The following is a 24,290-nucleotide window of genomic DNA, read 5'->3' as shown; positions in this document are numbered from 1 at the left end:
GATGGCAGCACTAGAAGCTGCGATTAGAGAAGCAGAGGATGAGCGGTCGGGCCTCAAGCACCGCGTCGATGATGCGTTAGCACGTGCAGCTGTCACTTTGGGAAACTGTAGCGACGAGTACCTGGAACGCGAGCCTCTCGATGACCGTCATCAAAGTCTTTTTTCGTCCCAGATATCGAATGGCGAGCGGCGCCTCTCTGAGCTGAATGGGATAATTTCGCGCCTTCAATTCCTAAAAACCGCTGTTCAAGATCGTTTCCCGTTATTCGTATCTTCAGCCAGGTAGCGAAGAGCGCAGACCAAAGCTAACGTTTCAGCGAGTCTAGGTCCGCGTCTATAAGATCGCTCGCCCGATCTCTAAATGACTGACCAGCGTCCGCCTCGGCTTGGCTATCCGCAAATTTCTTACTCTACTCATTCCGAGCGCTGCGGAACTCGCGCCTGACGCAGCTTCTCCTGTAGGCTCCTCCACCGCACCGAGGTCGAATCACAAACAGGCTTTAATCGCTTCTTCTGCATCGGCACATTAATCCCGACTCCGACAGTAGCGATATCGATCACTCCTTTAGCGCATTGCCCGGCCACTCCCCCTAGTGCAGGCCAAATTTCTCCACCTTCAAGTCCGTAGCGCCAGAAGCTCCTAGCGAGAGCAGCCCGACCAGGCAAGATTTTACGCAATTGTAGTCTATCCTGGCGGTACCCCAAAAGTACTCTATCTAATCCGGCGAACTTGCTAGTATGCAACGTTCGCAGCAGTAGCTCGTGATCCTCGGCATACGTAGGTCTTGGATCGTACGGATTTCGACGAAACCATGACGCTCGCCCGCACCACGTGGGATGAGGGAGAGGAAATCCGGAAAATCGTCGCGCAACGATATCCTGATGCGTCAATCCAATCGGCATCTCTCCAATAAGCTCACCATCGCTCGAGAACACAACCGCCCCGCAACCTACAAGGTCAAGACTTGGATCGAGCTGCAGTCGCTCAACTTGCCGCGCTAGCCGTTCTGGGAAGCAAACATCGTCTGCATCCATGCGGGCAATGAATTCGCCTTTGCCGAAGCTGATCGCCTGGTTGAGACGCGTCGCCAATCCCGCAGAAGATGGCTCCCGAATAAGCCGAATTCGCTTATCATTGAACTGTTCGACAATCGCGCTACTCCCGTCCGTTGAGCCGTCATCAATGAGGATCAACTCCCAGTCCTGAAGCACCTGTAGTTGAATTGACTGTACGGCCTCCGCCACCGTCAATGCGCTATTGCGCATCGACATGACGATCGAGACGAGCGGGAGCATAGTCACGGTTCACTCGTATAAGATGCCAGTGCTCGGCGAGAATATCGATTCACATGATCTATACGGGTAAGCATGGCGGACAAGAACTGGGAAGTGTCTTAACTGACCAAAAACTCGAGCGCAGCTCACCACAATGCTTAGTACCGCGCGGGACCGAAGTCTGCATGCACAGCTCGCTCGCAAAACCAGCGATCGAGATGCCGAGTCCTAGTTGTTTGGGGATTAGTTCCATCGCGATGCGACGAGCCATTTCAAAGGATGCGACACCGCCACGCGTGAATAGGTGCGGTAGCGCGCTCGTTTTACTATCGATAGACTGCGGATCAGTAGGAGAGCAACAGCGTCATCCCAGGAAGGCCGAGCCCAGATTCTATCATGCGGAAGCGCGTAGGAAATTTCTCCGCCACCTCTTGGATCGCGCGCGCTGGCCCCACATTGTAGTTCTATTCAGCCGATTGGAAGAAGGTATCATGAACGATCGCGCTGGCGTCCGGCACAGTGGAAAATATCTCATCCAGCTCGTCACGCAACGGATTCGTAGGCATGATCGCAGTCGACAAAAAACAGCGGCCGCTTGGGCTCGCCGAGCTCCCGCCACCTATCGAGCGCCACTTTCACACTATATTGCCGCGATGTAGATGAACCTGCACTCATGAGCAGGAGCTCATTTAATGGATAGGGATGTGTGCCGACCACGGGCACGAGCTTTTCCAACAAGAAGCTCGACAGCGTCCAGAGATCGACTTCGAATTCGCTAGCAGTCGGGTTGCGGGCGGGATCGGGCCATGAGCGCTCGACTTCCGCCTGACGACGGAACCTGCCCAAGATCTCGCTAACTGCTGGCAGCGGCGTTCAACATTCCTCCTTTGCCGATTAGATCGCAAGACCAACCACCATCCTCTCAGACCAATCGCCAGCCTGCCGGGTAAAGATCGCTTGTATCCCGCTTCTTCAGTTCATTCGGTGCAAACCATGCCCGAGGTGCAAGCACCACCTTGTCGGGCGATCGGTTAAGCCAAGCTCCCCACCAGCTGAACGAGCTGTTAGCAATCACGTGGTGCCGGCATCGAGCCATCAATGCCATATCTTCCCAGGGACGGTCGGGATCGCCACAAACATGAACGAGCCGGGATCGCGGAACAAAAGCCAGCACTCGCTCTGCCGCCACCGGATCATCGGAGAAGATGAACAATTCCGCCTTCCGAGCGATTGTGCGCTCTAGGCGGTCAAGTGCTTCGCGGTAATAGGGCTCTCCGAGAATGCCATGGAATTCGGCCGTGCCGGGGTTGACGTAGTCGCCGCGGCGGACGTGAACAGAGACAGGCATCGGACTACCCTCAATGAGGGTGAGCATGCCGGCCGCCGACTCGCCGAACGGCTCCCTCGGCGAAAACCATTCCCGTAAACTTTCGGAGATCGAACTGAAGTAACGCTCGCTCTGAAAATAGCCGAACAGTGAAGTGTGCGGCCCAAGCGAATCGAACGCGGTGTCAAAGTGGAAATGCGGCTCGCGATAGCTATCGGCGGGAGCCGCCAGTTTCGGCAACCCGGCCAGCTTGAGGACACGATCGATCCGCTGCCCCCACAACGAGCGTGCGAAATGATTGGGCGGCTTCTCAGCGCTTCCGTTCAAGCTATCTCGCTGACCTGCCTCCGGCACACACATGCGATCCAGTAGGAAAGAACGCAGCTTGTCGTTCTTGAATCCACTTAGATCCAGCACAAGATCCACACCGTGACGTTCCGCGAGCGCCTTGCCGGCTGCGTATTGAAACATCTGATTGCCAAGCCCACCGATCAGAGACACCGTGATCACGTATCGTTCAATCCCTTGAGCGACAAAGTGCGGCGACAGCAGCATCGACACCTTTATCGAGACCTATGGAAGGTTGCCAGCCGAGCTCTGAGCGGAGCAAGCTGGGCGAGCCGACTAACCAAGGCTCGTCGTCCTTACGCATGTCAATTGCTCCAAAGCCGAGCAGCGATGGATCAGCGTGCATCGCAGTTGCGACGCGTTCGGCGAACTCCCGCACCGAATGGCCGTACCCGGTAGCCACGTTCCAAGTTGCGACACCGGCCTTCTCGCCACAATGCGCGTCGGCACGCAACATCGCCTCGATGACGTCCTCAATGTAGACGAAATCGAGGACCTGCGTCCCGGCCGAGATGGCCACGCGTTGACGTTTGGCTAAGCCGTTGACGAGTGCTGGCAGAAGTCGATGGGACGCCTCGCCAGCACCATAGACTTTGAAAAGACGCAACAGACGAAAGCGAATGTCGATGCTATTGGCGATCGCGCTCGCTATCAGACCTCCGGCAGCTTTTGAGGAGCCGTAGAGCTTGCCCTGCTCGAGGGGCGACGCTTCGGTAAGTAAGTCCCGGCTGGAGGGGCTCCGATATTCCGAAAAAGTCCCAGCCATGATCATCCTCGCGCCCCATTCGGCGCTGAGCCGCACCAGAGCGGCCGGGAACCCTACATTTATGGCAATCATCTCCTCGATGTTGCGGTCGTTCGGCCGGACGCCATAAGCCGCCAAATGGAAGACCGTATCGATGGGCCCGTGCAGCAGCCGCCGCAAACCACTCTCGCTGAAATCGTCGCATGCAACGATATTCAGCCGATCTCGCCACTCGGGCGGAAGTAAGCTCGACGACCGTGCCAGAACCGTGACGCGGCGGCGTTCCGACAATAAGCGCGCGACGAGATGAACGCCAATGAAGCCCGAGGCTCCAGTGACGAGAACATTAGCGGCCGGCATGGCTCCTCAACGCGTTGCAATAATACTCGATCTGACGAACTGTGATTGGCGCACCTTCCGAGGGACTAGCCGCGAAATCGCGATACCAACTCGCAGTCAGATCGATGGTATCCTCGAAAGATAGAGGAGGCGCCCAACCCAAATGGCTTCGGGCCTTCGTGCTGTCGAGATGGAGGAAGCGCGTCTCCGGGAAACTACCGGGTGCGTAAGTGATCTCCGGCTTTGTCCAAACAGTGCTGAGCTGTTCGACCAGATCCCCGACAGTCCGAGCGGCCTCGTCGCTGGGGCCGAAATTCCAATTGTCCGCGGCCGAGCTGTCGCCACTCAACAGACGGACAGCTAACACCAGATATCCATGAACCAGCGCCATCACATGCTGCCACGGACGTACCGCGCACGGATTGCGCAGCGAGATTGGATTGCGCGTCATCACGGCACGGACGAAGTCCGGAACGATCCGGTCGGCCGACCAATCGCCGCCGCCGATGATGTTGCCGCCGCGGGCATTTGCGATCAGCACGCCGTTGCCGCGCTCGGCCAATGTCGCGCGATAGGAGGCTGCGACCAGTTCCGCGCAGGCCTTAGAGGCACTGTATGGATCCTTGCCTCCAAGTGGATCCTGCTCGCGATAGCCCCAGACCCAATCCTGGTCGCGATAGACCTTATCAGTGGTGATACAGACGACGGCTTTGACATGAGGCGTGAGCCGTGCCGCCTCCAGCACATGCGCGGTGCCGAGCGCATTGGTGGCAAAGGTTTCGATCGGATCGGCAAAGGATTTCGACACCAGTGGCTGCGCGGCGAGGTGAATAATCACCGAGGGCTGATGGCGGGCGATCGCGTCGCGGAGGGCCGCGAAATCGCGGATATCCCCGATAGTGGAGGCGATGCCGTCTGCGACATTGGCCGCGACGAACAGGCTTGGCTCGGTTGCAGGCGCAAGCGCAAAGCCGGCGACATCAGCGCCGATGCGCTTGAGCCAGCTGACTAGCCAGCCGCCGGTGAAGCCGGTGTGTCCGGTCACGAAGATGCGCTCGCGCCGCAAAGCCAGTTCGAAATGAAGCAAGGAACGATCAACGGTCATGGGGCTCATTTGGTCAGATCAGAGGCAAGGAGTCGAGCGACAGGCGGATCGAACGTCCAGTATCACCTGCTAGTCGCTTCCTCCTCAGGGACGTGCTGCATTGACGACAGGACCGTCTCTCCGCGCAGAATACGTTCATAGGACTGGGCGATCTTGCCCCAATTGAACCTGTCGAGCCACGCCCGGCGGCCGGCCTCCCCGAGTTGCCGCAGATACTCGGGCGAGCGGACCGCTTTCTCCATCTCCCGTGCGAGCAGCGAAGGCGAGACCTTGGTATATCCGCGCTCGTCGACGTCTGCGGGACATATCCAGCCGCCGCCCGTCCAGCGCACGATTTCCTTGGAATTGCCCACTGGGACAGTGAGAAACGGTGTTCCGGCCGCGGCGGCTTCGAACAGAACGAGGGGCGAATATTCCACTCTAGAAGCGAAAACGAACAGATCAGCCTCAAGAAACGCGCTGATCACATCCTCCCGCGGCATGTCCACGCACAGGATCCGCTTCCTGCCGCAGTTCTCCTGGATGACCGTGTCGGCGTCGGCGGTATCAGGTATCTTGAGACGTGGCCGCGGCACTCCGGCCACTGTTGCCGGCGTAGATAAAGTCGGCGTTTTCGGAAACAGTCGATTCCAGACACCGCTCCAGCCTTCGCGATAGAAGTAGACGAACCCCTTCTTGACAGTATTGGGACGCAGCAAAAGGCGCGCGATCACACGCGCCTTGTGCACAAGATTCTGTAGCCAAGTCGGCAAGAAGAGCAGCCACGCGCCAACCGCCGGACCGAGATGTGGCTTGGGCCAGGCACCGTTCAGGATCAATGTGGCGTTGCGGCCGCGCAAATCCATCTCAGCGAATGCCTCGCCGACCTCCTTGTGTCCCTTGGCATTGACTGGCGTGCCGACCGTCAAGAATAACAACTCATCGGGAGGTATCCCGAGCTTGGCTCGCAGCCTGCCGTCGGGAGCACGCGCGAAATCGATTTCGCTCGCGCCATTCGGAACGATCGAGAATTTGGAAATGCCATGCGTTTTGGCGAAGTCGATGTCGCGGTATCTCTCTGCGTAGAAAATCAGGTGGTCAAATTTGCGCAAAACAGCGGGCAATTGCGCGAAGTAATCGGCATAATCGGGTTCGTAGTAGCAAGAGAAGCCGCACGGGACGAAAACCTTACGGGCCTTCACGTGGTCCAGCACAGGCCACAGCGCGTCAAAACTCCATTGCTGCGCGGCCTTGATCAGAATCGCATCGCCGTCGAAGCTAGTGATGAACTTCTGGTAGCGTTCTACTTCTCCTCGAAGTCCGTTGACCAGATTGCCGGTCACATCGAACTCATGGATCCTCACACCATTATGGATGGTCGAGCTGCGATCGGCTTGCTTGCGAGCCGCAACTGAGACGTCGTGACCAGCCGCCACCATCTGTTCAGCGATTTGCCGCATCACCTCCTGTACGCCTCCGCGCGCAGGATAATAGCTTTCGCAACAAAGAAGTAGTTTCATTGGACAACTTTAGATCGAAAAACCTAAACGGCGCAATGCCCCTCTTACGCGACCTGCAGCCCTTCGCGCGTGACCCAAGCCATACTTGTATACACTGAAGTGATGCTGCAAATTTCTCGTCCAGACCGCCACGGGATTGTCTTCAGCGCCAAAGCTTCGATTGCCGAAGATCGTTTTCCCTGCCTGAGTTACGACAGCGCACATTGCATCAATATCAGCGCCTTGCGACATTCTTTGCGGAGCGCCGTGCAGTAGGCTCGCGATGTCTAGGTGAATAGGCAGCGGATTCGGCTCCCCAACCGTCGCCGCCGCCAGGTTCTCTGCCGAGATCAGGATTAACTTGTCCTTGAACGGATCCTTGCCGTCGCGCGACATGCTGGTCGGCACCTCACGATAGATGGTGAGACGCTCCGCCAAGTTGCTGACGCGGAAGCGCCGCGCGATTCGCGACCACAGCTCGTAATCTTCCGGCGGCTGACGCGCGCGGTCCGTGGTGTAGAGCCCGACCTCATCGAGCGCGGCTTTGCGTATCATGACCGATGAATGCACGAATGGGTTGTTGAATAGAAGCCCGAAGCGCAGTTCTTCGTCCTCGATCGCATGATCGTGGAACCGACCAGTCGGACTCTCTCCGGTCCAGATCTCGGCGCGTGTGCCGACCAGGGCATAGTCCGGATGCGCATCCAGAAATGCGACCTGCTTTTCCATGCGAGTCGGCAACGCCCAATCGTCATGGTCCTGCCGGGCGATATAGCGGCCGCGCGCGACCGATATGCCGTGATTAAGCGCGGCCGCAAGCCCCTTGTCCTTTTGATGGTAGACACGCACGCGCGGATCAGCGATGCGGTCGAGATAAGGACCGGTCTCGTCCGTCGAGCCGTTGTTGATCGCGATGAGCTCAAAATCTGTGAATGATTGGTTCAAAATCGTGTCGACCGCCGCTGACAGATCGCGGCCGCCGTTCTTCACGGACAAAACGACACTGACCGTCGGCGCACTGACCCGTTTATTCATGTGCATTGCCACTGCTGTCGAGAATCACGGGCTCGGGCACGGGAATAATGAAATGCCCTGTCCAGTTAGGAATTTGGTTGAGCTGCGTGACGATCTCTTCCCGCAGATTCCAGGGTAGGATAAGCACATAATCGGGCCGCCGCTTCTCGATTTCGTCCGGGGGAAGGACTGGGATCCTCGTGCCCGGCAGCAACAGACCCTGCTTGTGCACATTGCGATCGGCGGTGAAAGCGATGAAGTCGCGGCCAATTCCGCAATAGTTGAGCAGAGTGTTGCCTTTCGCCGGCGCTCCATAGGCGGCGACCGATTTACCATCCTCGATCAGCTCAATGAGAAGCCGCAGCAACGACCGCTTTAGCTGGCGAACGCGCTGTCCAAAAGCTTCGTACGTCGCAAGGCGGTCGAGCCCGGCCGAGACCTCCTCCCGTCTGAGCCGATTGACCGCCTCGGCCACCGTCTTGCGGTCTGCATGCCCAACGTAGAGCCGGAGCGAGCCTCCATGGGTGGACAGGCGTTCGACGTCGATTACCCGCAACCCGTGGCGCGCAAACAGCGGCTCTAGCGCCAACAGCGACAAATAGGAGTAATGCTCGTGATAAATAGTATCAAACTCGACATTTTGGATCATTTCCAGCACATGCGGAAATTCGAAGGTCGCAACACCTTGCTCGCCGAGCAGAAGCTTAAAGCCCGCAACGAAATCGTTGATATCGGGCACATGCGCAAGCACATTGTTGGCTATGACCAAATCAGCAGTGCCACCCTGCTCGCGCAGCCGCGTCGCGGCCTTTGATCCGAAGAATGCGACTTCAGTCGGTACGCGCCGCAGCTCCCAGGCTGCCTTGGCACAATTGGCGGCCGGGTCGACCCCGAGACAGGGGATGCCGCGCTGAACGAAATACTGCAGCAGATATCCATCGTTGCTGCCGACTTCCACCACCCGCGAGTTGACGCCGAGGACAAGGCGAGCCGCGACTTTTTCCGCAAAGCTTCTAGCATGGGCAAGCCAGCTGTCCGAGAAGGACGAGAAATAGACATATTCCGCGTGGAAATGCGTCTCCGGTGTCTCGAAATCCTCGAGCTGCACCAGCCAGCAGTGGTCGCAGACAAAGCTCTTGAGCGGATAGAATCGCTCGCTGAGGGAGGCATGTTCGGCACGAACGAACGCATTCGAAATCGGCGTCATGCCGAGATCCACCAGCACGGCTGTCAGCGGTGCACCGCAAGACCGACACGACGGAAAACCAGCGGGCATCGCGCCTAGCCCCACTGCCGCCAGGGCGCGTGACCGGATTGCCAGAGCTCTTCAAGCATCATCTTGTCGCGCAGCGTATCCATCGGTTGCCAGAACCCGTAATGCCGGTAGGCAGAGAGCTGCGCATCCCGAGCCAGGGCTTCGAGTGGTGCCGACTCCCACGAAGTCTTGTCGCCCTCGATATGTTCGATCACCGCGGGATTGAGCACGAAGAAGCCGCCATTGATGTAGGCATTGTCGCCAGGCGGCTTCTCGACGAAGGATTTCACGGTCGCCCCATCGATTTCCAGGGCGCCATAACGGCCTGGCGGGCGCACCGCCGTCACGGTCGCCTGCTTTCCATGGCTACGGTGAAACTCGATTGTGGCGGCGATATCGAGATCGGAAAGTCCATCTCCATAGGTGAAGCAGAACGGCTCCTGCGGATCGAGATAATTCCGCACCCGCTTGAGCCGGCCGCCCGTGAGCGTCGTCTCGCCGGTATCGACAAGCGTGATCCGCCAAGGTTCAACGCTGCTCTGGTGGTAGGTGACGCTATTTCTCGTGGCATCAATCGTGACATCGGAATGATGCAGCACGAAGTTCATGAAGTATTCCTTGATCATGTACCCCTTGTAGCCGAGGCAGATCACAAAATCCGTGATCCCATGATGCGCATAGAGCTTCATGATGTGCCACAGGATCGGCCGGCCGCCGATCTCGATCATGGGTTTCGGCCGCACTAAGGACTCCTCCGAGATCCGCGTCCCCATGCCACCTGCAAGAATAACTGCTTTCATTTTGACTCCTTACTTGCCGCCCCATGATCCGGGGAGACGAGCTCTTATTCGTGCGAGATTTCGCATAGCAAACCCAGACACGTGCGCCTTCCAATTCTCGAAGTCTCGCAATGTCCGCAACCTCCAATCCTCGAAATCCGAATTCTCATAGTCCGTTGCGGCTCTGCCCGATGCCGCATAGTCGTATGCAGACCGTGCCGCCAGCACAGCTGCAGTAAATAGCCGATATCCGCTTCCTGCCGCAGCGCAGCGATAGCTTTCGAAATAGACCTCGCGCTCTTCTCGCGGATAGATCTGAGAACGCGGAATGGGCACCGAATCAACTACTTCGATTGGGACACGCTTTTGCAGCGTCAGTTGATCGTCCACGATAAGATTGTACCGACACAGGTAACCGTAGACGAGATTCATGTCATTGCCCCAAGTCGGTGGACGCTCGCGAAATATGTCGACTATCCTTGCGAGCGCTTGCCTGCGAAAAATGGAATAGATCAGATTCGCCTTACCCATGATTTCCGGCTCCCAGAGGAAGCGTATCAGATCAAGCGGTTTCAGTATGGTAGATTGGAAACGCTTGAAGCTCGGATATTCGCGCACGACCTCGCCGCGCATGTTGATGTTAACGACCTGACAGAACCAGGCCGACGCATTTGGCTTGCCCTCGAGGGCGCGAACACCTCTCTCAAGGAAGTCGGCGGGCCACAAATCGTCATCGGATGCCCACAAGAATAGTGGGGCGCGCGCCTGATCGTAAACGAACCAGAAATTCTTCTCCGCACCCTGATTGACGGGCTGTCGCACGTAGCGGAAACGAGCGTCAATATTCGCATAGTGCTCGCATAACTTCCTCACCTCGGGATTGGGCGAGGCGTTGTCAGAAATGATGAGCTCGAATTGGCTAAACGTCTGCTGCCGGAATGCTTCAAGCACAAGCGAGAGTAGATCGGGACGATTGTAGGTCGGAAGACCGATTGAGACCCGCGGTTCGAGCGCTTTCATGCGTCTCGCTTTCGCCGCGGTTTCCACCGAAGCACGAAATATAACTCGTGCCGTCTAATGAGATAGGCCGCGAGACGTTGCAATGCCCTCGCCTGCTTGCGGTCCGGAACCGCATCGTCAATCGCCGCGCACATGTCACGAATGACCCCGGAGTGATATGCATGCAACGGTCGCAACGAGCGAAGATGCGTATGCCACTCAGATGAAAGCGGATACCTGCCGCCAACTTGTTCCCATCTGGCCTGCTCGCAGACCGATTTGGCCGCAACTTTGTACATGCCGACGTTGGGCAAGACGCGAATGTTACCCTGTGCAGCCAGCAGAATGAAAAGCGGAATCTCGTTCATGGTGGGCCCGACCCACTCCAGAACGGGCCGTCCCTTGTACTTCAGAAACTCCGTCCGGTAGACGCCGTAGATCAGCTTATCGAAGTTATTTCGAATGAGGTGCTCGATACGTTTGTACGCCGATGATGATGAAAAGCTGTAAAACGGAGCGCCTTCCGCAAAGAACTCGAACAGGCCTTCTGCCGCGATCTCGTACCGAGCTTCCATTTGGCACAATGCCACTGAAGGATCGCGCTCTAGCTCCTCGACGCAACTCGCAACAAAGAAGGGCTCCCATCGATCATCGTCGGCCGCCCACAGAAAAAAATCGCCGACCGCCTTGTCGATGAGAGAGTTGAAATTGGCAATTGAACCTAAGTTTTTCGAATGACGATGATAGCTTACTCGAGGATCGCTCCGCATTCGCTGCCGAACCACTTCCGCCACTCTAGGGTCTTCGGACGCGTTATCGGATACAATAATCTGCAGGTTCTTGTACGATTGACCGCAAATCAAATCCAGCGCACGGGTCAGCGGCTCTGGTCGGTTGTAGGTTGGAATTCCGACCGTGACGAGAGAGTTGGCCATGGCTTCAGGCATCCAAGCCACTAGTACACGCGCTTAAGATAACCATCGGGTGCCACCGTGATGAGCAGCTTGTGTTGTATGCTCTTATCCACTTCGAATTCCGGATGGCGCTTGAGGAAGTCCCACGCCGCCGTCTTCGCATTGTTTCCTCTGCGCCAAGGGCGATCGGAAAAAGCGTCATCGGGCATATCCTCGATCACCGTATCGAACACAACACAGTAGCTTCCGACCGTGGCGAGGCCTGCGTAGGCTTCAAGCTCGGCGAGAACGTGATCATGGGTGTGATTGCTGTCCAGCATGACGAGCACGCTGCGCTTGCCGGCGGCCCTGGCCTTGACTGCGGAAATTACGTCCGGCGCGATACTCGAACCCTCGATCATGGTGATGCGCCGCGCCATCGGATGAGCCTCAATCGCGGCACGGTTGTGGGCGCGAATATCGATATCGATCCCCAGCACTTCGGCGTCCCGTGGGCCATCCGCGATCGCGTTCAATTCCAGCATCGAAGCTGAGAAGATCAAGGAACCTCCGTGCGCGATGCCAGTCTCGATGATGAGCTCGGGCTTGATCGACCAGATGATTTCTTGAACCGCGAGGACGTCTTGAGGGTATTGAATGATCGGACGGCCCATCCACTCGAAATGGTAGGAATACTTGGCGTGGTTGGCGCGGTCCATCCATGCGCGCGTGGCGACGCCGAGTTCACGATCATTGCCCATGCCCGCGATTTCCGCAGCGCATTCGCGCTTGAACCTTTGATACTCGCTCATCGCATTTTCCTCTTGATCTCGACACGAACTTCGTACACGTCATCTCCATCCGAAAAGATACAAGCCGGATGGGCTGGAAAGGTGCGCGCGCGCAGCATGTTAAGCAGATCGCGCGCCGCATATGCCTTGTCGAGATCAATGACGCTCGCAGGCTCCAGCTCGGACGCACGGTGAAAGGTGCCGGCTTCGAGATTCTGTGGCCGCGTTTCGAAATCGAGGCCAACGAGCCTGGGATATGTTTTCTGGACTAGCTCCAGCATCGCTTCCGTTGCCTTTCGATAGAGCGATCCACCTGTGTCTTCCCAGTCGCTGGGAAGTTCGACCTGCGCGACGATATCGCCACTGTCGACGCCTTGATCGACCATGTGCAGGCTCACGCCGAAGGGCACGCGATCGACAATCGACCAGAAATTATAGTGTTTGCCTCTGCCGTAGGGCAGAAGGCTCGGATGCGTATTGATGAAGCCGCGACGCGGAAGCGACAGCAATGGCGGGCGAATGATTTTTGGCCACCACGCCATCAGGCCTAGATCGAAAGCCAGTCCTTCGCTTGTGGCGAAATCCGCCACCTGGGCAGAGGACTGAAATATCAACGACCGGACATCAGCATCGCGCGCCATCGCCGCAATTTCGTTATCGGACATCGTTACGATCAACGCAATATCTTTTCGGTGGTTGGCAATAAGCCACCGAACGATGTCGCAACCGACGTGAGCATCTGCAAGCAGGAGAAGCCTCATGCTGGCATCACGCCTCCTGCAGCACGCGCCGCAGCACCGCGATCACTCGGTCCTGATCCGACGTCGTCATGTCGTGATAGCTTGGCAGATTGATCGCCCGTTCTGGGATTTCCTGCGCATGACGATTTCCCGGCACCGCATCGAACATCGACAATCCCGATAGTGGATAAAAAAATACGCGGGCGTCGATATTGTCCTGCGCAAAAGCGGCAACGAGCTGCTCGCGCGACACTCGGGTCGTCTCGTGGAACACGACGGTCGGCATCCAGGCCCCGTTGACGATGTTGCTCGGCTCCGGATTCATCCCCACGCCCGGCAAATCCCGCAAGCGGTCGCGGTAATAATGAAAGATTTGCCGCTTGCGTGTGATCAATTCGTCGATCCGTTCCATTTGCGCGCAGCCGAGGGCTGCCTGAATATTGGACATCTTGTATTTGAAGCCAACGACGTCGGGCCAAAATTGCCTGCGCTGGCTCCGCGACCGGCCGTGGTTCGATAACGTCAGCACCTGTTCATAAAGGGAGAGATCGTTTGTGACGAATATCCCGCCCTCACCGGTCGTCACGGTCTTGGTCCCATGAAAGGAGAACGCCCCGAAGCGCCCCATACTTCCTGCGCGCCTGCCAAAGTATTCGGAACCGATGGCCTCCGCGGCGTCCTCGATCACCGGAATGCCGTGACGCTCTCCGATCATCAATAGACGTCCCATGTCGCACAGATTGCCATAAAGGTGAACCGCAAGGATGGCTTTTGTCCGCGGCGTAATCGCGGCCTCAGCCAGATCCGGATCGATGCACCAACTGTCCGGACGAATATCCACAAAGACCGGCTTGGCCCCGAGATGAACAATCGGCGCCGCCGACGCTATCCAGTTCGTATCGGCCATGACCACCTCATCGCCGGGGCCGATACCCAACGCGGCCATTCCCATGTGCAACGCCCCCGTACAGCTTGACGTCGCGATCGCAAACGAGACTCCCAGATGCTCCTTGAATGCAGCCTCGAACCGATTGATGTAGTCATAGCACCGCTCACCCCAACCGTTCGACGCAGCATCTGCTGCGTAACGCGCCTCGAGTTCGGTAATCGACGGCTTCGTGTAGAGAACACGGGGCCGGTTTTCGACAGCCGCGCGACTTCGATCAGGCATGCAAATCACCCGGGTAGAGTTTCAAGAAACGACGGCGGCAACGCTTCGTCGCGCTCCGAGATGACAGCATCCGCCACGGGCCAGTTGATGGCCAGCCCAGGATCATCGAACCGGAAGCCTCTCTCCGCGCCCGGCACGTACGCTGGCGAAATCTCGTAGTCGACGTCTGTGTTGTCCACCAACGTCTGAAAGCCGTGCGCAAAGCCCTTTGGAACATAAAGGATGACGCGGCTATCGGCAGTCAGGGTTTCGGCATACCATCGACCGAATGTTGTCGAACTCCGACGCAGATCGACTATGACGTCGAATATCGCGCCGCGCGTGCATCGCACAAGCTTAGCCTCAAGGTGCGGGGCAGCCTGGAAATGCATACCACGCAATGTTCCTGCCCGCCTGTTGTAGGAGATTGATCTCTGGACGAAGTCCGATTCGAGCCCGTGAGCACGGAAGGTTTCCGCGCAGAACCTCCGTGCGAACCCGCCACGGTGATCAACGATTAACTGCGGCTCAATGCGGTAGGCTCCGGCAAGCGGGAGCTCGTGGAATATCACGGGATACACCCGTACAGTGGATTACGCACGGGTTACGTTCCATTCCATTGCGGGGCGAACCGGGCCCGGAATTTCTTTGAATATGCCGGAGGCCTTGCTTTCCGTAACGCGAAAGCCCAAAGCATGTTGAACATAAAAATGGATATTCAGGGGATTGACCGACGTCAACGCAACCCCGATGAGGAAGAATCCAATATTGAGCAATCCTCGCGGAATTGACATCGTGGAGTTGTACACACCGGGCGCCAGTTCCGAATTTTGGGGGGGAGAGCTTACAAATACGTACTGATCCTGCAGAAACACGTGAAAATTCGGCATCAGAACATAGCCCGGCTTCAGCACCTCGAATGTCATTTCGACGGTAATCAGTGAATTCCTATCGATGATCTTGGGGTCACCAATGCCATCGACCAGTAATCGTGCACTGCAGAGTCTTGCAACATCGTCGCCGGGCCTCGTCATGTCCTCGGGAAAGCTCACCGAAGAGCTGGGACCAATCTCGCCCTTCGAGCCGAGATCCGTACCATCTGAAGATTCGGCTCGCGCCAGCCGTTTCGCCCGCTCAGTCATCGCGGCCGCGTGGACGCTTTCATAATATTGGTCGCATATCTCGTCCGCCGGACCAAACGCAACGATTCGGCCCGCCTCCATCAGGACGGCTTTGTTGCACATCGCTTTGATGATCCTGTCTGAGTGGCTCGCCAGAACCATGATAGGGCTTCGTCCGATGAAGTCCTTCATGCGCGCTTCCGCGCGCTCTGCGAAGCGAAGGTCCCCAGTGCCAAAGCCCTCGTCCATCAAGATCACGCCAGGATCGAGCGAGGTCACCAGCGCGAAGCCCAGGCGCATTTGCATTCCGCTGGAGTAGGTGCGAACCGGCAGCGAAAGATATTCGCCGAGCTCGCAGAACTCCTCGATCTCCGGAATTTTTGCTTCGATCTCGCGCCTCGTCATCCCGATCAGCATTCCCGACGTGATGATGTTCTCATAACCGGTATCTTCACCATCGAGCCCAGGCATAGCATCGAACAGCGGCGTCACGCGGCCCTCGACCCTGACAGTCCCCGATACCGGCTGGTAGATACCAGCCATCAGCTTCAACAGAGTCGATTTGCCGGCTCCGTTGTGACCGACTAAGCCCACACGATCGCCGTCGCGCAGCGTCAGTGAAATGTCACTGAGGGCCTTCACGGTTATCCGGTCATTGTCCTCGTGCTCGATCGAACCGCCCGTCGCGCGTCCGAAAATCGCCTTGCGAAGACTCCGCTGCTGCGCACCATAAATGGGAAAATGGGCATTCACATTTTCAAGAATAACGGCCGCCACTTCGCTCAACTCCAATAAGCGATGCGCTTGCGGAAGCGCCTGAACATCAAATAGGTCAACCACCATCCCCCGATCGCCATCGCGATCATCACTCCGTAGCTAATGGCTTCAGGCACCCTTCCGACCAGCGGGGCCCGAACGACGTCGAGGACATGATAGAGGGGGTTCAAGTCTACGAAGACAATGCGCCTTCCCCCAGTCAGCGTGTCGGCAGGCCAGAACAACGGAGTGATCAACATCGAAATCTGTATGGCGCTGGAGACCAATTGCGGCACGTCACGAAATCGCAGGCAAACCAGCCCAAGAAACAGGGAAATCCAAACCCCGTTCAAGATCACGAGCGCAAGTCCTGGAAAAACCAGCAGAAGCGTGAAACTGAAAAGCGACGGTTTGAGCGCCAGGACGATCACGAAATAGACGGCGAAGTTGTGCAGGAGCACGAGGAAATTTCGCCAGACCAGCGCATAAGCGAGGATCGAGTAATCGAACCTAATGTTGCGGAACAATACCTGCCCCGCGATGAACATATTGCATGATTCCATCGCGATCGAAGAGACCAGCATCCAAACAACCATGCCGCTGACCAGAAACGGCAAGTATTCATAGATGTCCTGGTGCCACAGAGCCGCGCCGACGGATCCGACACTCAACGTATAGATCGCAAGTGTAATAGATGTCCAAAACGGCCCAATCGTAGTTCGTCGATAACGCCTTTTCACATCAAGCCAGCCAAGCCGGCCCCACAGTTCTCGTTTGGCGAGTCCGCGCAACAAATCTTCGGCTGCCGTGGTATCCAGCGAGCGCAGGCCTACGTCGGAATCCTTGATGCCCCCGATCACGTTTTCAATATGCGTCAAAACGATTGTCATATTCGGCTCCGCCGTCGTGCCAGTTAGGTCGCGATTGTCGCATGCTGGTTCTCTATCGCCAGCCAAATCCACTCCATTTCACGACAATGCAAAATGTCGGGGTTAATGTGGATCGCGCGACCGTGCGGCGCGATTATCTTCACTGTCACAGATGTCATTGGAGGTTTAACTTCCGTTCCCATGCGAGCGCATGCGCGACCACGGTATCGAGATCGTCGTAAGCCGGCGTCCACGACAACACTTGCCGCAGCCGCCCGCTGTCAGCGACGATGGCAGCCGGATCACCGGCACGCCTCTCGCACTGGATCGCCGCGAAGTTGCTGCCCGAGACGCGCCTGACCGCCGCGATGATTTCGCGCACTGAAGAGCCGTGCCCATAACCGCAATTCAGGGTGACGCTCGCCCCGCCGCCGCGCAGATATTCGAGCGCCTTGATGTGAGCGCTCACGAGGTCGCAGACATGGATGTAGTCGCGGATGCAGGTTCCGTCCGGCGTTGGGTAATCGGCGCCGAATATATCCATACTTTTGCGGATACCCAATGCGGTCTGGACAGCGATCTTGATTAGATGCGTTGCAGCCCGCGTCGACTGTCCTGTCCGCATCAGAGGGTCAGCTCCGGCGACGTTGAAATAGCGCAACACCACGTAGCTCAGGCCGCTCGCCGCTGCAGCATCGTGCAGCATCATCTCCGTCATGAGCTTCGACGCGCCATAGGGCGACATCGGCTGAGGCGGCGCCTCCTCTGAGACCAGTTGAGTGGCTGGATTGCCATAAACTGCAGCGGTGGATGAGAATACGAGGTGCCTGACCCCACTGCTGATGCCGGCTTTGATCAGCGCCAGCGATTTGACGGTGTTGTTAGTGTAGTAGGCTATCGGCTTTGCGACAGACTCAGGGACCACGGTCGACGCAGCAAAATGCATGATTGCGCTGATGCTATGTTTGGCAATCAGCTGCGACACTAGTTCTGCATCTCCGACATCGCCGACAACAAGTGTCGCCTGCTTCGCCACAGCCTCGCGGAAACCCGATGACAGATTGTCCAACACGATCACGCGGTGGTTCTGCTCAAGAAGCCCGTACACGACATGACTGCCGATATAACCCGCGCCGCCTGTGACCAAAACTGCCATTCGCAAAATTCCATGCTACCGCACTCCGGGTGAAACGCTCTCTACCCGGAGGCCCCCCGAAGGAAGCAGAGACGAAGCGCGGCGATCTCAAGGTGAGCCGCGCGAAAGGCCGCCTTCAGGCGGCAGTAACCAGATCCACGTCGAGATGAACGCGGACCTTGCGACCGAGCATGTCGAGCAGGATGGCAACCCTATCGTGGTCACTCATTCCAACGAACAGCCCGCCGTTGTCTGTGAAGGCGCCTGCAAGCACCCGCACCTTGTCGCCCGGCGCGAACGCCGGCTTGGCGTCCATCCTGACGAAGCCGTGCTCGTCCTCGCGCGCCCTCAGCGCGTCCAGTACGCCGCTCGGCACCGCAGCCGGCTCTTCGCCGTTGCAGACCAGATGCGACACACCTTGCGTCGACTGGATCGCCCGCCAGCGCTGCGTCGCCGTATCGATGGCCACGAACATGTACCGGGGAAACAAGGGCTTTGCGACGACGTCGACCTTGCGCGCATGGCGCCGGCGCTTCAGATAGCGCGGCAGATAGATCTCATAGCCCTGGCGCAGCAGGCTATGCGCGGCCCTCGACTCGCTGTTCACCTGGGTCTGCACCACATACCACCGCACGGCCTTGCTCACTGCGCGCCCTCCGCAAATTCGCCTCTCTCGCGCAAGCCCAACAGCCCCGGAGCGAGCACGCGCTCCGCTCCGCGCACTGCTGCCGCCGCGTTGTAGGATGAGCTGGCGTTCGCGACGTCGGTAACGATGACGGCGTCGAACGCGTCCTTCACCTCTTCGAAAGACCTATAGACATTGACACCGACAAAGCGCGCAATCTCACTTGCAGGATCGACGACCGCAACGACAGCCACGCCCGCCTCGACCGCGCAGAGGATCGCAATTTCGGCCAAGTCCGATTGACCCGCGAGGGCTACGCGCGAAAAGCCTCTTCTTTTGGCCTGATCGAGTACGCGCGCGCAATCGCTCTTGGCAAGCCGAAAGAATGAAAATGAATGGGATAAGTATTGAACAGTCAGACGCGACTTCTCGGCAAAACCCTGCGGCGTCAGGTAATAAGCATAGCGGCGCGCTGGTGCGTCATGGACTTTGACCAACCCCTTCTTGATGCAACGCCTAAGGTAAGCGTTCACAAGACCCAGCGCGATGCCGAGCTCCGCGGCCATGCGGCGCTGCGATCGCGCTCCATCACTCTCAACAGAGCTCAGCACACCAAGAACAATCCGTTCGCTCTCATGCTCCGTGTTCAGCAAATGACCCAACCCGCGTTCGCCAGTCTCTAGTAGACTTACAGCGTTCACGCAATGAACGTCAAGAGTTTTGTTCACACGATGAACGCGATAAGTCATTGAAAGGGCTTGGCTTAGTAATCTGAGACATACAGTTTTCAGACTTGGAGTGGAGGAAGAGTTGACGCTACTAGCGGCGGCGTCCGAGACCTACAAGTTCAGCCTATCGGACCTGGCCTAAGTCGCGCTAGATTGGTGCCGTCGACATCAAAGATTGGCACATAGGGAACAGGTTTCCGTTGGGTGAAACTGCTTAGAATTAATCTAATAAGCCTTTCTTCGAAAGTACGACGCCTTCGGCACTCAGATTAATCTGGATAGAACGACAGGATTGAGATTAGTTGCGTTGCAACCCTAATCGCGGAAATGAAAATACCGTCCCTTACGACGCCATGCGACGGGCTAAAGCATCACCATGCTCCTTCCGCGAGGCACTTCCATAACGCTCTGCCAGCATCTGCCGTAGTTCACATGAGTTCTGTCAGTATGGGGAAGCGACGGATACTGTACGTCGCGAATGTAGATTTTGCCTTTCTCCATCGATTACCGATGGCTCGGGCGGCGAAGAGAGCAGGGTTCGAAGTTCACGTCGCAACACGGACCGAGGGGCTCAAACAAGCGATCGAAGCTGAGGACTTTATCGTCCACGAGATTCCATTCCGTCGTGGATTATCTCCGATCTCGGGAATACGTACAATTTTGGCTCTCCGACACCTTGAACGCGTGGTAGGGCCGGACATCATTCATTGCGCTGGCATGCAATCTTGCGTTTACGAGTCGCTCACCATGGGCACTCGCAGGGTATCGCAAATAAACGCGATCACGGGCTTAGGATATGTCTTCACGTCGAGTACATGGAAGAGTCGAATATTAAGGACAATTATCCGCCGAATTTTGCCTCGGCTACTCAATCGCAACGCCAGCGTCGTGCTTGTTGAGAATCTCGATGATCAGAGAGATCTCGTAGCCCTAGGAGTGGACCAAGAGCGGATCGTCCACATTCCCGGATCCGGAGTTGACACGGATCGTTTTCAACCTTTGCCTGAACCTAAAGGACCTATCACTTTTGGGTTTGCTGGGCGCTTGTTAGCAGACAAAGGAATTCGCGCCTTGGTTTGTGCACACGGCATTCTGAGAGAACAAGGTCACGACTTTCGACTGTTAATTGCCGGAAAGCCTGATCCCGCTAATCCCGCGTCGATCCCTCTCGAGGAAGTTGAAGACTGGGCCCAACGTCCAGGAATTACCTGGCTTGGACATCTCAGCGATATCGTCTTGCTCTGGACGCGTTGTCATTTCGCAGTGCTACCGTCGCACCGCGAGGGCCTCCCGGTCAGCTTACTGGAGGCAGCCGCGTGCGGTCGAGCAATGGTAGCCACAGATGCTCCTGGATGCCGAGAGATCGTCATTCAAGACGAGACAGGTCTTCTGGTCCCTGTCGAAAACGTCAAAGAGCTAGCGAATGCTCTTCTGAGCCTAGCAGTTTCCTCAGAGCTCCGCGATCGGTACGGTCGGGCAGCCCGCGACCTGGTCGTGCGAAGGCTTTCGGCTAAAATCGTCGGAGCGGCGATCATTGATCTTTATAATAGGCTAGCGCCGGCACGCGTCAGCCGCCCCTAGCCTCTTGCATTGCGGCGAGCCACGACGACGCGAGTCGCTACCGGCAGGCAGTAGAAACATCGATATTCATCACACACAAAAACGCAAGCTAAGCTATGTCGGAGCGTCCGATTGTGTCGTCTCAGAGCTTCAAATCGCGACCGTCCGAGTCGACGGGCTACTTCTGGCACTGTCCACAGGGCTGGCTCGCTACACTTCACGCGAGCAAGTCGTGAGCACCGAAACTTATCAGATGATTAAAATGGCCTGGAAGCATATCAGCGATTTTCGTGTCGATCTGCGTCACGGCTTCTAGCACAGGATTGAATGGGCCGAACGAAGACACCTTTGCGCCAGCACTGTCTGAATTAAGCTGCTCACCTAAAAGTACGACAGGAACGTGCTCAAAGCTGTTGAATTCGGCGACCGTAGGACCGAACACAAAAGAGTCGTTTGCCGCCATTGCAATGGTTGAATTGGCAACAGGAGAGCTTGTTGCTGACATCCCAACAACACCATCGCTGTTCAAATCCTGATGGAATGTAGTTTCGTACGATTGCAGCGCCGTGCTCCCGCCGGAAACGAAACTGAGGAGATTCGCGATGTAGTTGCCGTTCGAGTCGGTGCTCCAAATGTTGTATTGGCCCGTGCTCGCATTCTTCCAGGCCACATCATAACCACCACCAGCCTGCTCCGCCGCGATCGGCGCCCATCCCGCCCACATGTCAATCGTGACAGGCGCGCTCGAGAACATGAGCTTGGGCCCTACTCCGCCTGCCACAGGATTGAGGAAGTACTCGTTTCCAACTTGAACAAGGCTCGTCGAGCCCGCTGCCTCGATCGTAATCGCGGGTACACCAATCAAACCGTCGCCATTGAGATCCTGATGGAACGTAGTCTCATAGGATTTCAGCGCCGTGTTCGTCCCAGACACAAAACTAAGGAGGTTCGCTGCGTAATTGACATTGGAGTCGGTGCTCCAGATGTTGTATTGGCCCGTGCTCACATTCTTCCAGGCCACGTCATAACCACCACTGGTCTGCTCTGCCCCGATCGGCGCCCATCCCGCCCACATGCCGACCGTCACCGGCGCGCCCGAAAACATGAGCTTGGACCCTACTCCGCCTGCCACAGGATTGAGGAAGTATTCATTCCCAACTTGGACAAGGGTCGTCGAGCCCGCTGCTTCGATCGTAATCGCGGGTACACCAATCATACCGTCGCCATTGAGATCCTGGTGGAATGTGGTCTCATAGGATTCCAATGCCGTGTTCGTCCCAGACACAAAACTAAGGAGGTTCGTTGCGTAATTGCCATTCGAGTCGGTGCTCCAAATGTTGTACTGGCCCGTGCTCGAATTCTTCCAGGCCACATCGTACCCACTACCCGTTTGCTCCGCCCCGATCGGGGCCCAATCAGTCCACATGTCGACCGTGACCGGCGCCCCCGAAAACGTGAGCTCGGGCCCGGTTCCGCCTGCCACGGGATTGAGGAAATAGTTATTCCCGACTTCGACCAAGGTCGTTGAGCCGGCTGACTCGATCGCTATCGTCGGCACACCAAGTGCGCCGTCGCCATTCAGGTCCTGGTGGAAGAGTAGTTCATACGATTCCAGCGCGGGGCTGGCACCCGAGGAAAAACTCAATAGATTCGTAACGTAGTTGCCATTCGAGTCGGTGCTCCAGATGTTGTACTGGCCCGTGCTCGCATTCTTCCAGGCCACATCGTACCCACTACCCGTTTGCTCCGCCCCGATCGGGGCCCAGCCCGCCCACATGTCGACCGCGACGGGCGCGCCGCTATATTTCAGCTGCGGTCCTGTTCCGCCGGCAACAGGGTTCAATGAGTAACTGGTCCCGACCTGCACCAAACTCGTCGTTCCAAGCGCCTCGATCACTATTGGCGACACGAACATGGAGCTGGCGACCGTGCCATCTCCAAACTGGAAATACTCGACGCCGGTGACGGTATCAGTGCCGTCTGGCGAGCCGTTGCGCAGATCGGTCAGCGTGAACGTCTGTGTCGTCGCGTTGGACGAGATCGCGTAGCTCGCCCGGCTGCCCGAATACACTGCGGTATCCGTACCCGGGCCGCCGATGATGGTGTCGTTGCCGCCACCGCCGGTGATCGTATCATTGCCTGCGCCGCCGTTCAGCACGTTGGCGATGGCGTTGCCGATGATCGTGTCGTTGCCGGACCCGCCGGTGGCGTTGTCGATGTAGGAGCGGGCGTCGCCATTATAGAGATAGGCGTTGTAGACGTTGCCCGATGCGTAATGGCCGTCGCCGAGATAGGCCAGTTGAACGGAGGAGAATACCGACGACGCACCGGGGTTGAGATTGATACTTAGGTTCGTTGTGTAGTTCGACAGATCGTAGGTATCGATGCCGCCGCCGTCCCAGATCGTCTCGTAGATTCGATTGGCCGAGCCGCCGGCGCCGCCGCCCGGCGCGAGCTGGCCGACGCCGTTGATGAACTCCTGCCCCGTGGTCGGGCTCCAGGTGTAGACCGTGTTGCCGCTCTGGGTGTTGAAGTTCGCGCCGTACATCGTCTGCAGCGCTAGGATATCGTTGGCCATGTAGGTCTGCGGATATCCGTACGATTCATTGGTGTAGCCGCTCGTGGTCGACGCACCGACATAGCTGCGATAGCTCATGACGGTGTATTCGCTGTCATCATGCGCGCTCGGCACCGCGACGTTGGCGGGGCCGCCGGTCTCCTGGCTGTGCTTGAGGCCGAGCGAGTGGCCGAGCTCGTGCAGCGCGGTCGTGAAATAGTAATTGCCGAGCTTCGCCTGCGTGTAATCGTATTGGGTCCCAAACCAGACGTCGCCACCAGCCGCATAGTTGCCGGGATAATAGGCGTATGAGGTCGGATTAGCCGCCGGCGACTGCGCGATCATGATGTCGGCGCCGTTTGTGCCCGCGTACTGGATTTTGGCGTTGGTGTAGCTGTTGATCAGCCCGATCGCGTAGTTGATCGCCGCCTGCATCTGGCTGGGAGCCGAGGTGAAACCCGTCGAGGTCGGTTCGCTGCTGCCGCCGTAGTATGGATTGGAGTAGTCGCTGGGCGAATCGGGAAAGCTGTAACTGATCGTGCCGGTCCACTTGGAGCCCGACAGCAGGCCGTCGATCTCAGCATTGTTGGTGGCACTGACATTAACGGCGGTGGCCAATGAACTCTCCGGAGCAATGCATCGCGCGCGATTCGCCGTGCAGGTGTATCATTTTAGCAAGAGAGTTATGTTTGGTTTAAATT

22 protein-coding genes are annotated in these 24,290 nt (G+C 57.3%); 1 reads left to right on the top strand and 21 read right to left on the bottom strand.

Annotated features, from left to right (window positions below; translation table 11 throughout):
- Positions 1–414 precede the first annotated feature (414 nt).
- The 20 genes from P6U27_RS11800 to P6U27_RS11705 all read right to left on the bottom strand — a co-directional run bounded on the left by P6U27_RS11800 (position 415) and on the right by P6U27_RS11705 (position 19,406).
- Positions 415–1,296, bottom strand: a complete 882-nt coding sequence (locus P6U27_RS11800) for a glycosyltransferase family 2 protein (RefSeq protein ID WP_407194441.1) — start codon at positions 1,294–1,296, stop codon at positions 415–417.
- Between the two features lie 522 nt (positions 1,297–1,818).
- Entirely contained in the window at positions 1,819–2,121 is a 303-nt protein-coding gene (locus P6U27_RS11795; RefSeq protein ID WP_407194082.1) for a hypothetical protein, read from the bottom strand.
- Positions 2,122–2,197: 76 nt separating this feature from the next.
- Positions 2,198–3,157 carry an alpha-1,2-fucosyltransferase gene (locus P6U27_RS11790; protein WP_129144124.1) on the bottom strand — a complete coding sequence of 320 codons (960 nt, stop codon included), beginning with the start codon at positions 3,155–3,157 and terminating at the stop codon, positions 2,198–2,200.
- Positions 3,120–4,055, bottom strand: coding sequence for an NAD(P)-dependent oxidoreductase (locus P6U27_RS11785; RefSeq protein ID WP_129144125.1), 936 nt, complete (start codon positions 4,053–4,055; stop codon positions 3,120–3,122). Before P6U27_RS11785 ends, P6U27_RS11790 begins: the two co-directional genes overlap by 38 nt.
- Positions 4,042–5,139, bottom strand: a complete 1,098-nt coding sequence (rfbG, locus tag P6U27_RS11780; RefSeq protein WP_129144126.1) for a CDP-glucose 4,6-dehydratase — start codon at positions 5,137–5,139, stop codon at positions 4,042–4,044. Before rfbG ends, P6U27_RS11785 begins: the two co-directional genes overlap by 14 nt.
- Positions 5,140–5,201: 62 nt before the next feature.
- Positions 5,202–6,578 (bottom strand): glycosyltransferase family 4 protein, encoded by a 1,377-nt coding sequence (locus P6U27_RS11775; RefSeq protein WP_407194081.1) that lies wholly within the window; start codon positions 6,576–6,578, stop codon positions 5,202–5,204.
- Between the two features lie 69 nt (positions 6,579–6,647).
- Positions 6,648–7,652: a glycosyltransferase family A protein gene (locus P6U27_RS11770; RefSeq protein ID WP_164936983.1), complete on the bottom strand. Its 1,005-nt coding sequence runs from the start codon at positions 7,650–7,652 to the stop codon at positions 6,648–6,650.
- Positions 7,645–8,907: a class I SAM-dependent methyltransferase gene (locus P6U27_RS11765; protein ID WP_407194080.1), complete on the bottom strand. Its 1,263-nt coding sequence runs from the start codon at positions 8,905–8,907 to the stop codon at positions 7,645–7,647. Before P6U27_RS11765 ends, P6U27_RS11770 begins: the two co-directional genes overlap by 8 nt.
- Before the next feature lie 5 nt (positions 8,908–8,912).
- Positions 8,913–9,686, bottom strand: a complete 774-nt coding sequence (rfbF, locus tag P6U27_RS11760; protein WP_129144130.1) for a glucose-1-phosphate cytidylyltransferase — start codon at positions 9,684–9,686, stop codon at positions 8,913–8,915.
- A gap of 9 nt (positions 9,687–9,695) precedes the next feature.
- On the bottom strand, positions 9,696–10,685 hold the full coding sequence (locus P6U27_RS11755; RefSeq protein WP_129144131.1) for a glycosyltransferase family A protein: 990 nt from the start codon (positions 10,683–10,685) through the stop codon (positions 9,696–9,698).
- The gene (locus P6U27_RS11750) at positions 10,682–11,611 is read right to left on the bottom strand and encodes a glycosyltransferase family A protein (protein ID WP_129144132.1); all 930 of its coding nucleotides are present in this window, start codon (positions 11,609–11,611) and stop codon (positions 10,682–10,684) included. The genes P6U27_RS11755 and P6U27_RS11750 overlap by 4 nt, the downstream gene beginning before the upstream one ends.
- Positions 11,612–11,619: 8 nt before the next feature.
- A complete protein-coding gene (locus P6U27_RS11745) occupies positions 11,620–12,369 on the bottom strand; it encodes a cephalosporin hydroxylase family protein (RefSeq protein WP_129144133.1) in 750 nt (249 codons plus the stop codon).
- Entirely contained in the window at positions 12,366–13,109 is a 744-nt protein-coding gene (locus tag P6U27_RS11740; protein ID WP_129144134.1) for a formyltransferase family protein, read from the bottom strand. Before P6U27_RS11740 ends, P6U27_RS11745 begins: the two co-directional genes overlap by 4 nt.
- A gap of 7 nt (positions 13,110–13,116) precedes the next feature.
- Positions 13,117–14,259, bottom strand: a complete 1,143-nt coding sequence (locus tag P6U27_RS11735) for a DegT/DnrJ/EryC1/StrS aminotransferase family protein (RefSeq protein ID WP_129144135.1) — start codon at positions 14,257–14,259, stop codon at positions 13,117–13,119.
- A 5-nt stretch (positions 14,260–14,264) separates the two neighbouring features.
- On the bottom strand, positions 14,265–14,810 hold the full coding sequence (gene rfbC / locus P6U27_RS11730) for a dTDP-4-dehydrorhamnose 3,5-epimerase (protein WP_129144136.1): 546 nt from the start codon (positions 14,808–14,810) through the stop codon (positions 14,265–14,267).
- Positions 14,811–14,831: 21 nt separating this feature from the next.
- The gene (locus P6U27_RS11725) at positions 14,832–16,202 is read right to left on the bottom strand and encodes an ABC transporter ATP-binding protein (protein ID WP_407194079.1); all 1,371 of its coding nucleotides are present in this window, start codon (positions 16,200–16,202) and stop codon (positions 14,832–14,834) included.
- Positions 16,142–17,005 carry an ABC transporter permease gene (locus tag P6U27_RS11720; protein ID WP_407194078.1) on the bottom strand — a complete coding sequence of 288 codons (864 nt, stop codon included), beginning with the start codon at positions 17,003–17,005 and terminating at the stop codon, positions 16,142–16,144. The genes P6U27_RS11725 and P6U27_RS11720 overlap by 61 nt, the downstream gene beginning before the upstream one ends.
- A 154-nt stretch (positions 17,006–17,159) precedes the next feature.
- A complete protein-coding gene (gene galE / locus P6U27_RS11715; protein WP_129144139.1) occupies positions 17,160–18,140 on the bottom strand; it encodes a UDP-glucose 4-epimerase GalE in 981 nt (326 codons plus the stop codon).
- Positions 18,141–18,255: 115 nt separating this feature from the next.
- Positions 18,256–18,765, bottom strand: a complete 510-nt coding sequence (locus P6U27_RS11710) for a transcription termination/antitermination protein NusG (RefSeq protein WP_129144140.1) — start codon at positions 18,763–18,765, stop codon at positions 18,256–18,258.
- Positions 18,762–19,406 carry a winged helix-turn-helix transcriptional regulator gene (locus P6U27_RS11705; RefSeq protein WP_245509548.1) on the bottom strand — a complete coding sequence of 215 codons (645 nt, stop codon included), beginning with the start codon at positions 19,404–19,406 and terminating at the stop codon, positions 18,762–18,764. The genes P6U27_RS11710 and P6U27_RS11705 overlap by 4 nt, the downstream gene beginning before the upstream one ends.
- Before the next feature lie 393 nt (positions 19,407–19,799).
- Here P6U27_RS11705 and P6U27_RS11700 point away from each other — a divergent pair, with 393 nt between their 5' ends.
- The gene (locus P6U27_RS11700; RefSeq protein ID WP_407194077.1) at positions 19,800–21,053 is read left to right on the top strand and encodes a glycosyltransferase family 4 protein; all 1,254 of its coding nucleotides are present in this window, start codon (positions 19,800–19,802) and stop codon (positions 21,051–21,053) included.
- Positions 21,054–21,249: 196 nt separating this feature from the next.
- Here P6U27_RS11700 and P6U27_RS11695 read toward each other — a convergent pair whose 3' ends face one another.
- Positions 21,250–24,207 carry a M10 family metallopeptidase C-terminal domain-containing protein gene (locus P6U27_RS11695; RefSeq protein ID WP_407194076.1) on the bottom strand — a complete coding sequence of 986 codons (2,958 nt, stop codon included), beginning with the start codon at positions 24,205–24,207 and terminating at the stop codon, positions 21,250–21,252.
- Positions 24,208–24,290 lie beyond the last annotated feature (83 nt).

Source organism: Bradyrhizobium sp. STM 3566 (assembly GCF_045571445.1).
Taxonomy (GTDB): domain Bacteria; phylum Pseudomonadota; class Alphaproteobacteria; order Rhizobiales; family Xanthobacteraceae; genus Bradyrhizobium; species Bradyrhizobium vignae.
This window is presented reverse-complemented; position numbering and strand designations above follow the sequence as displayed.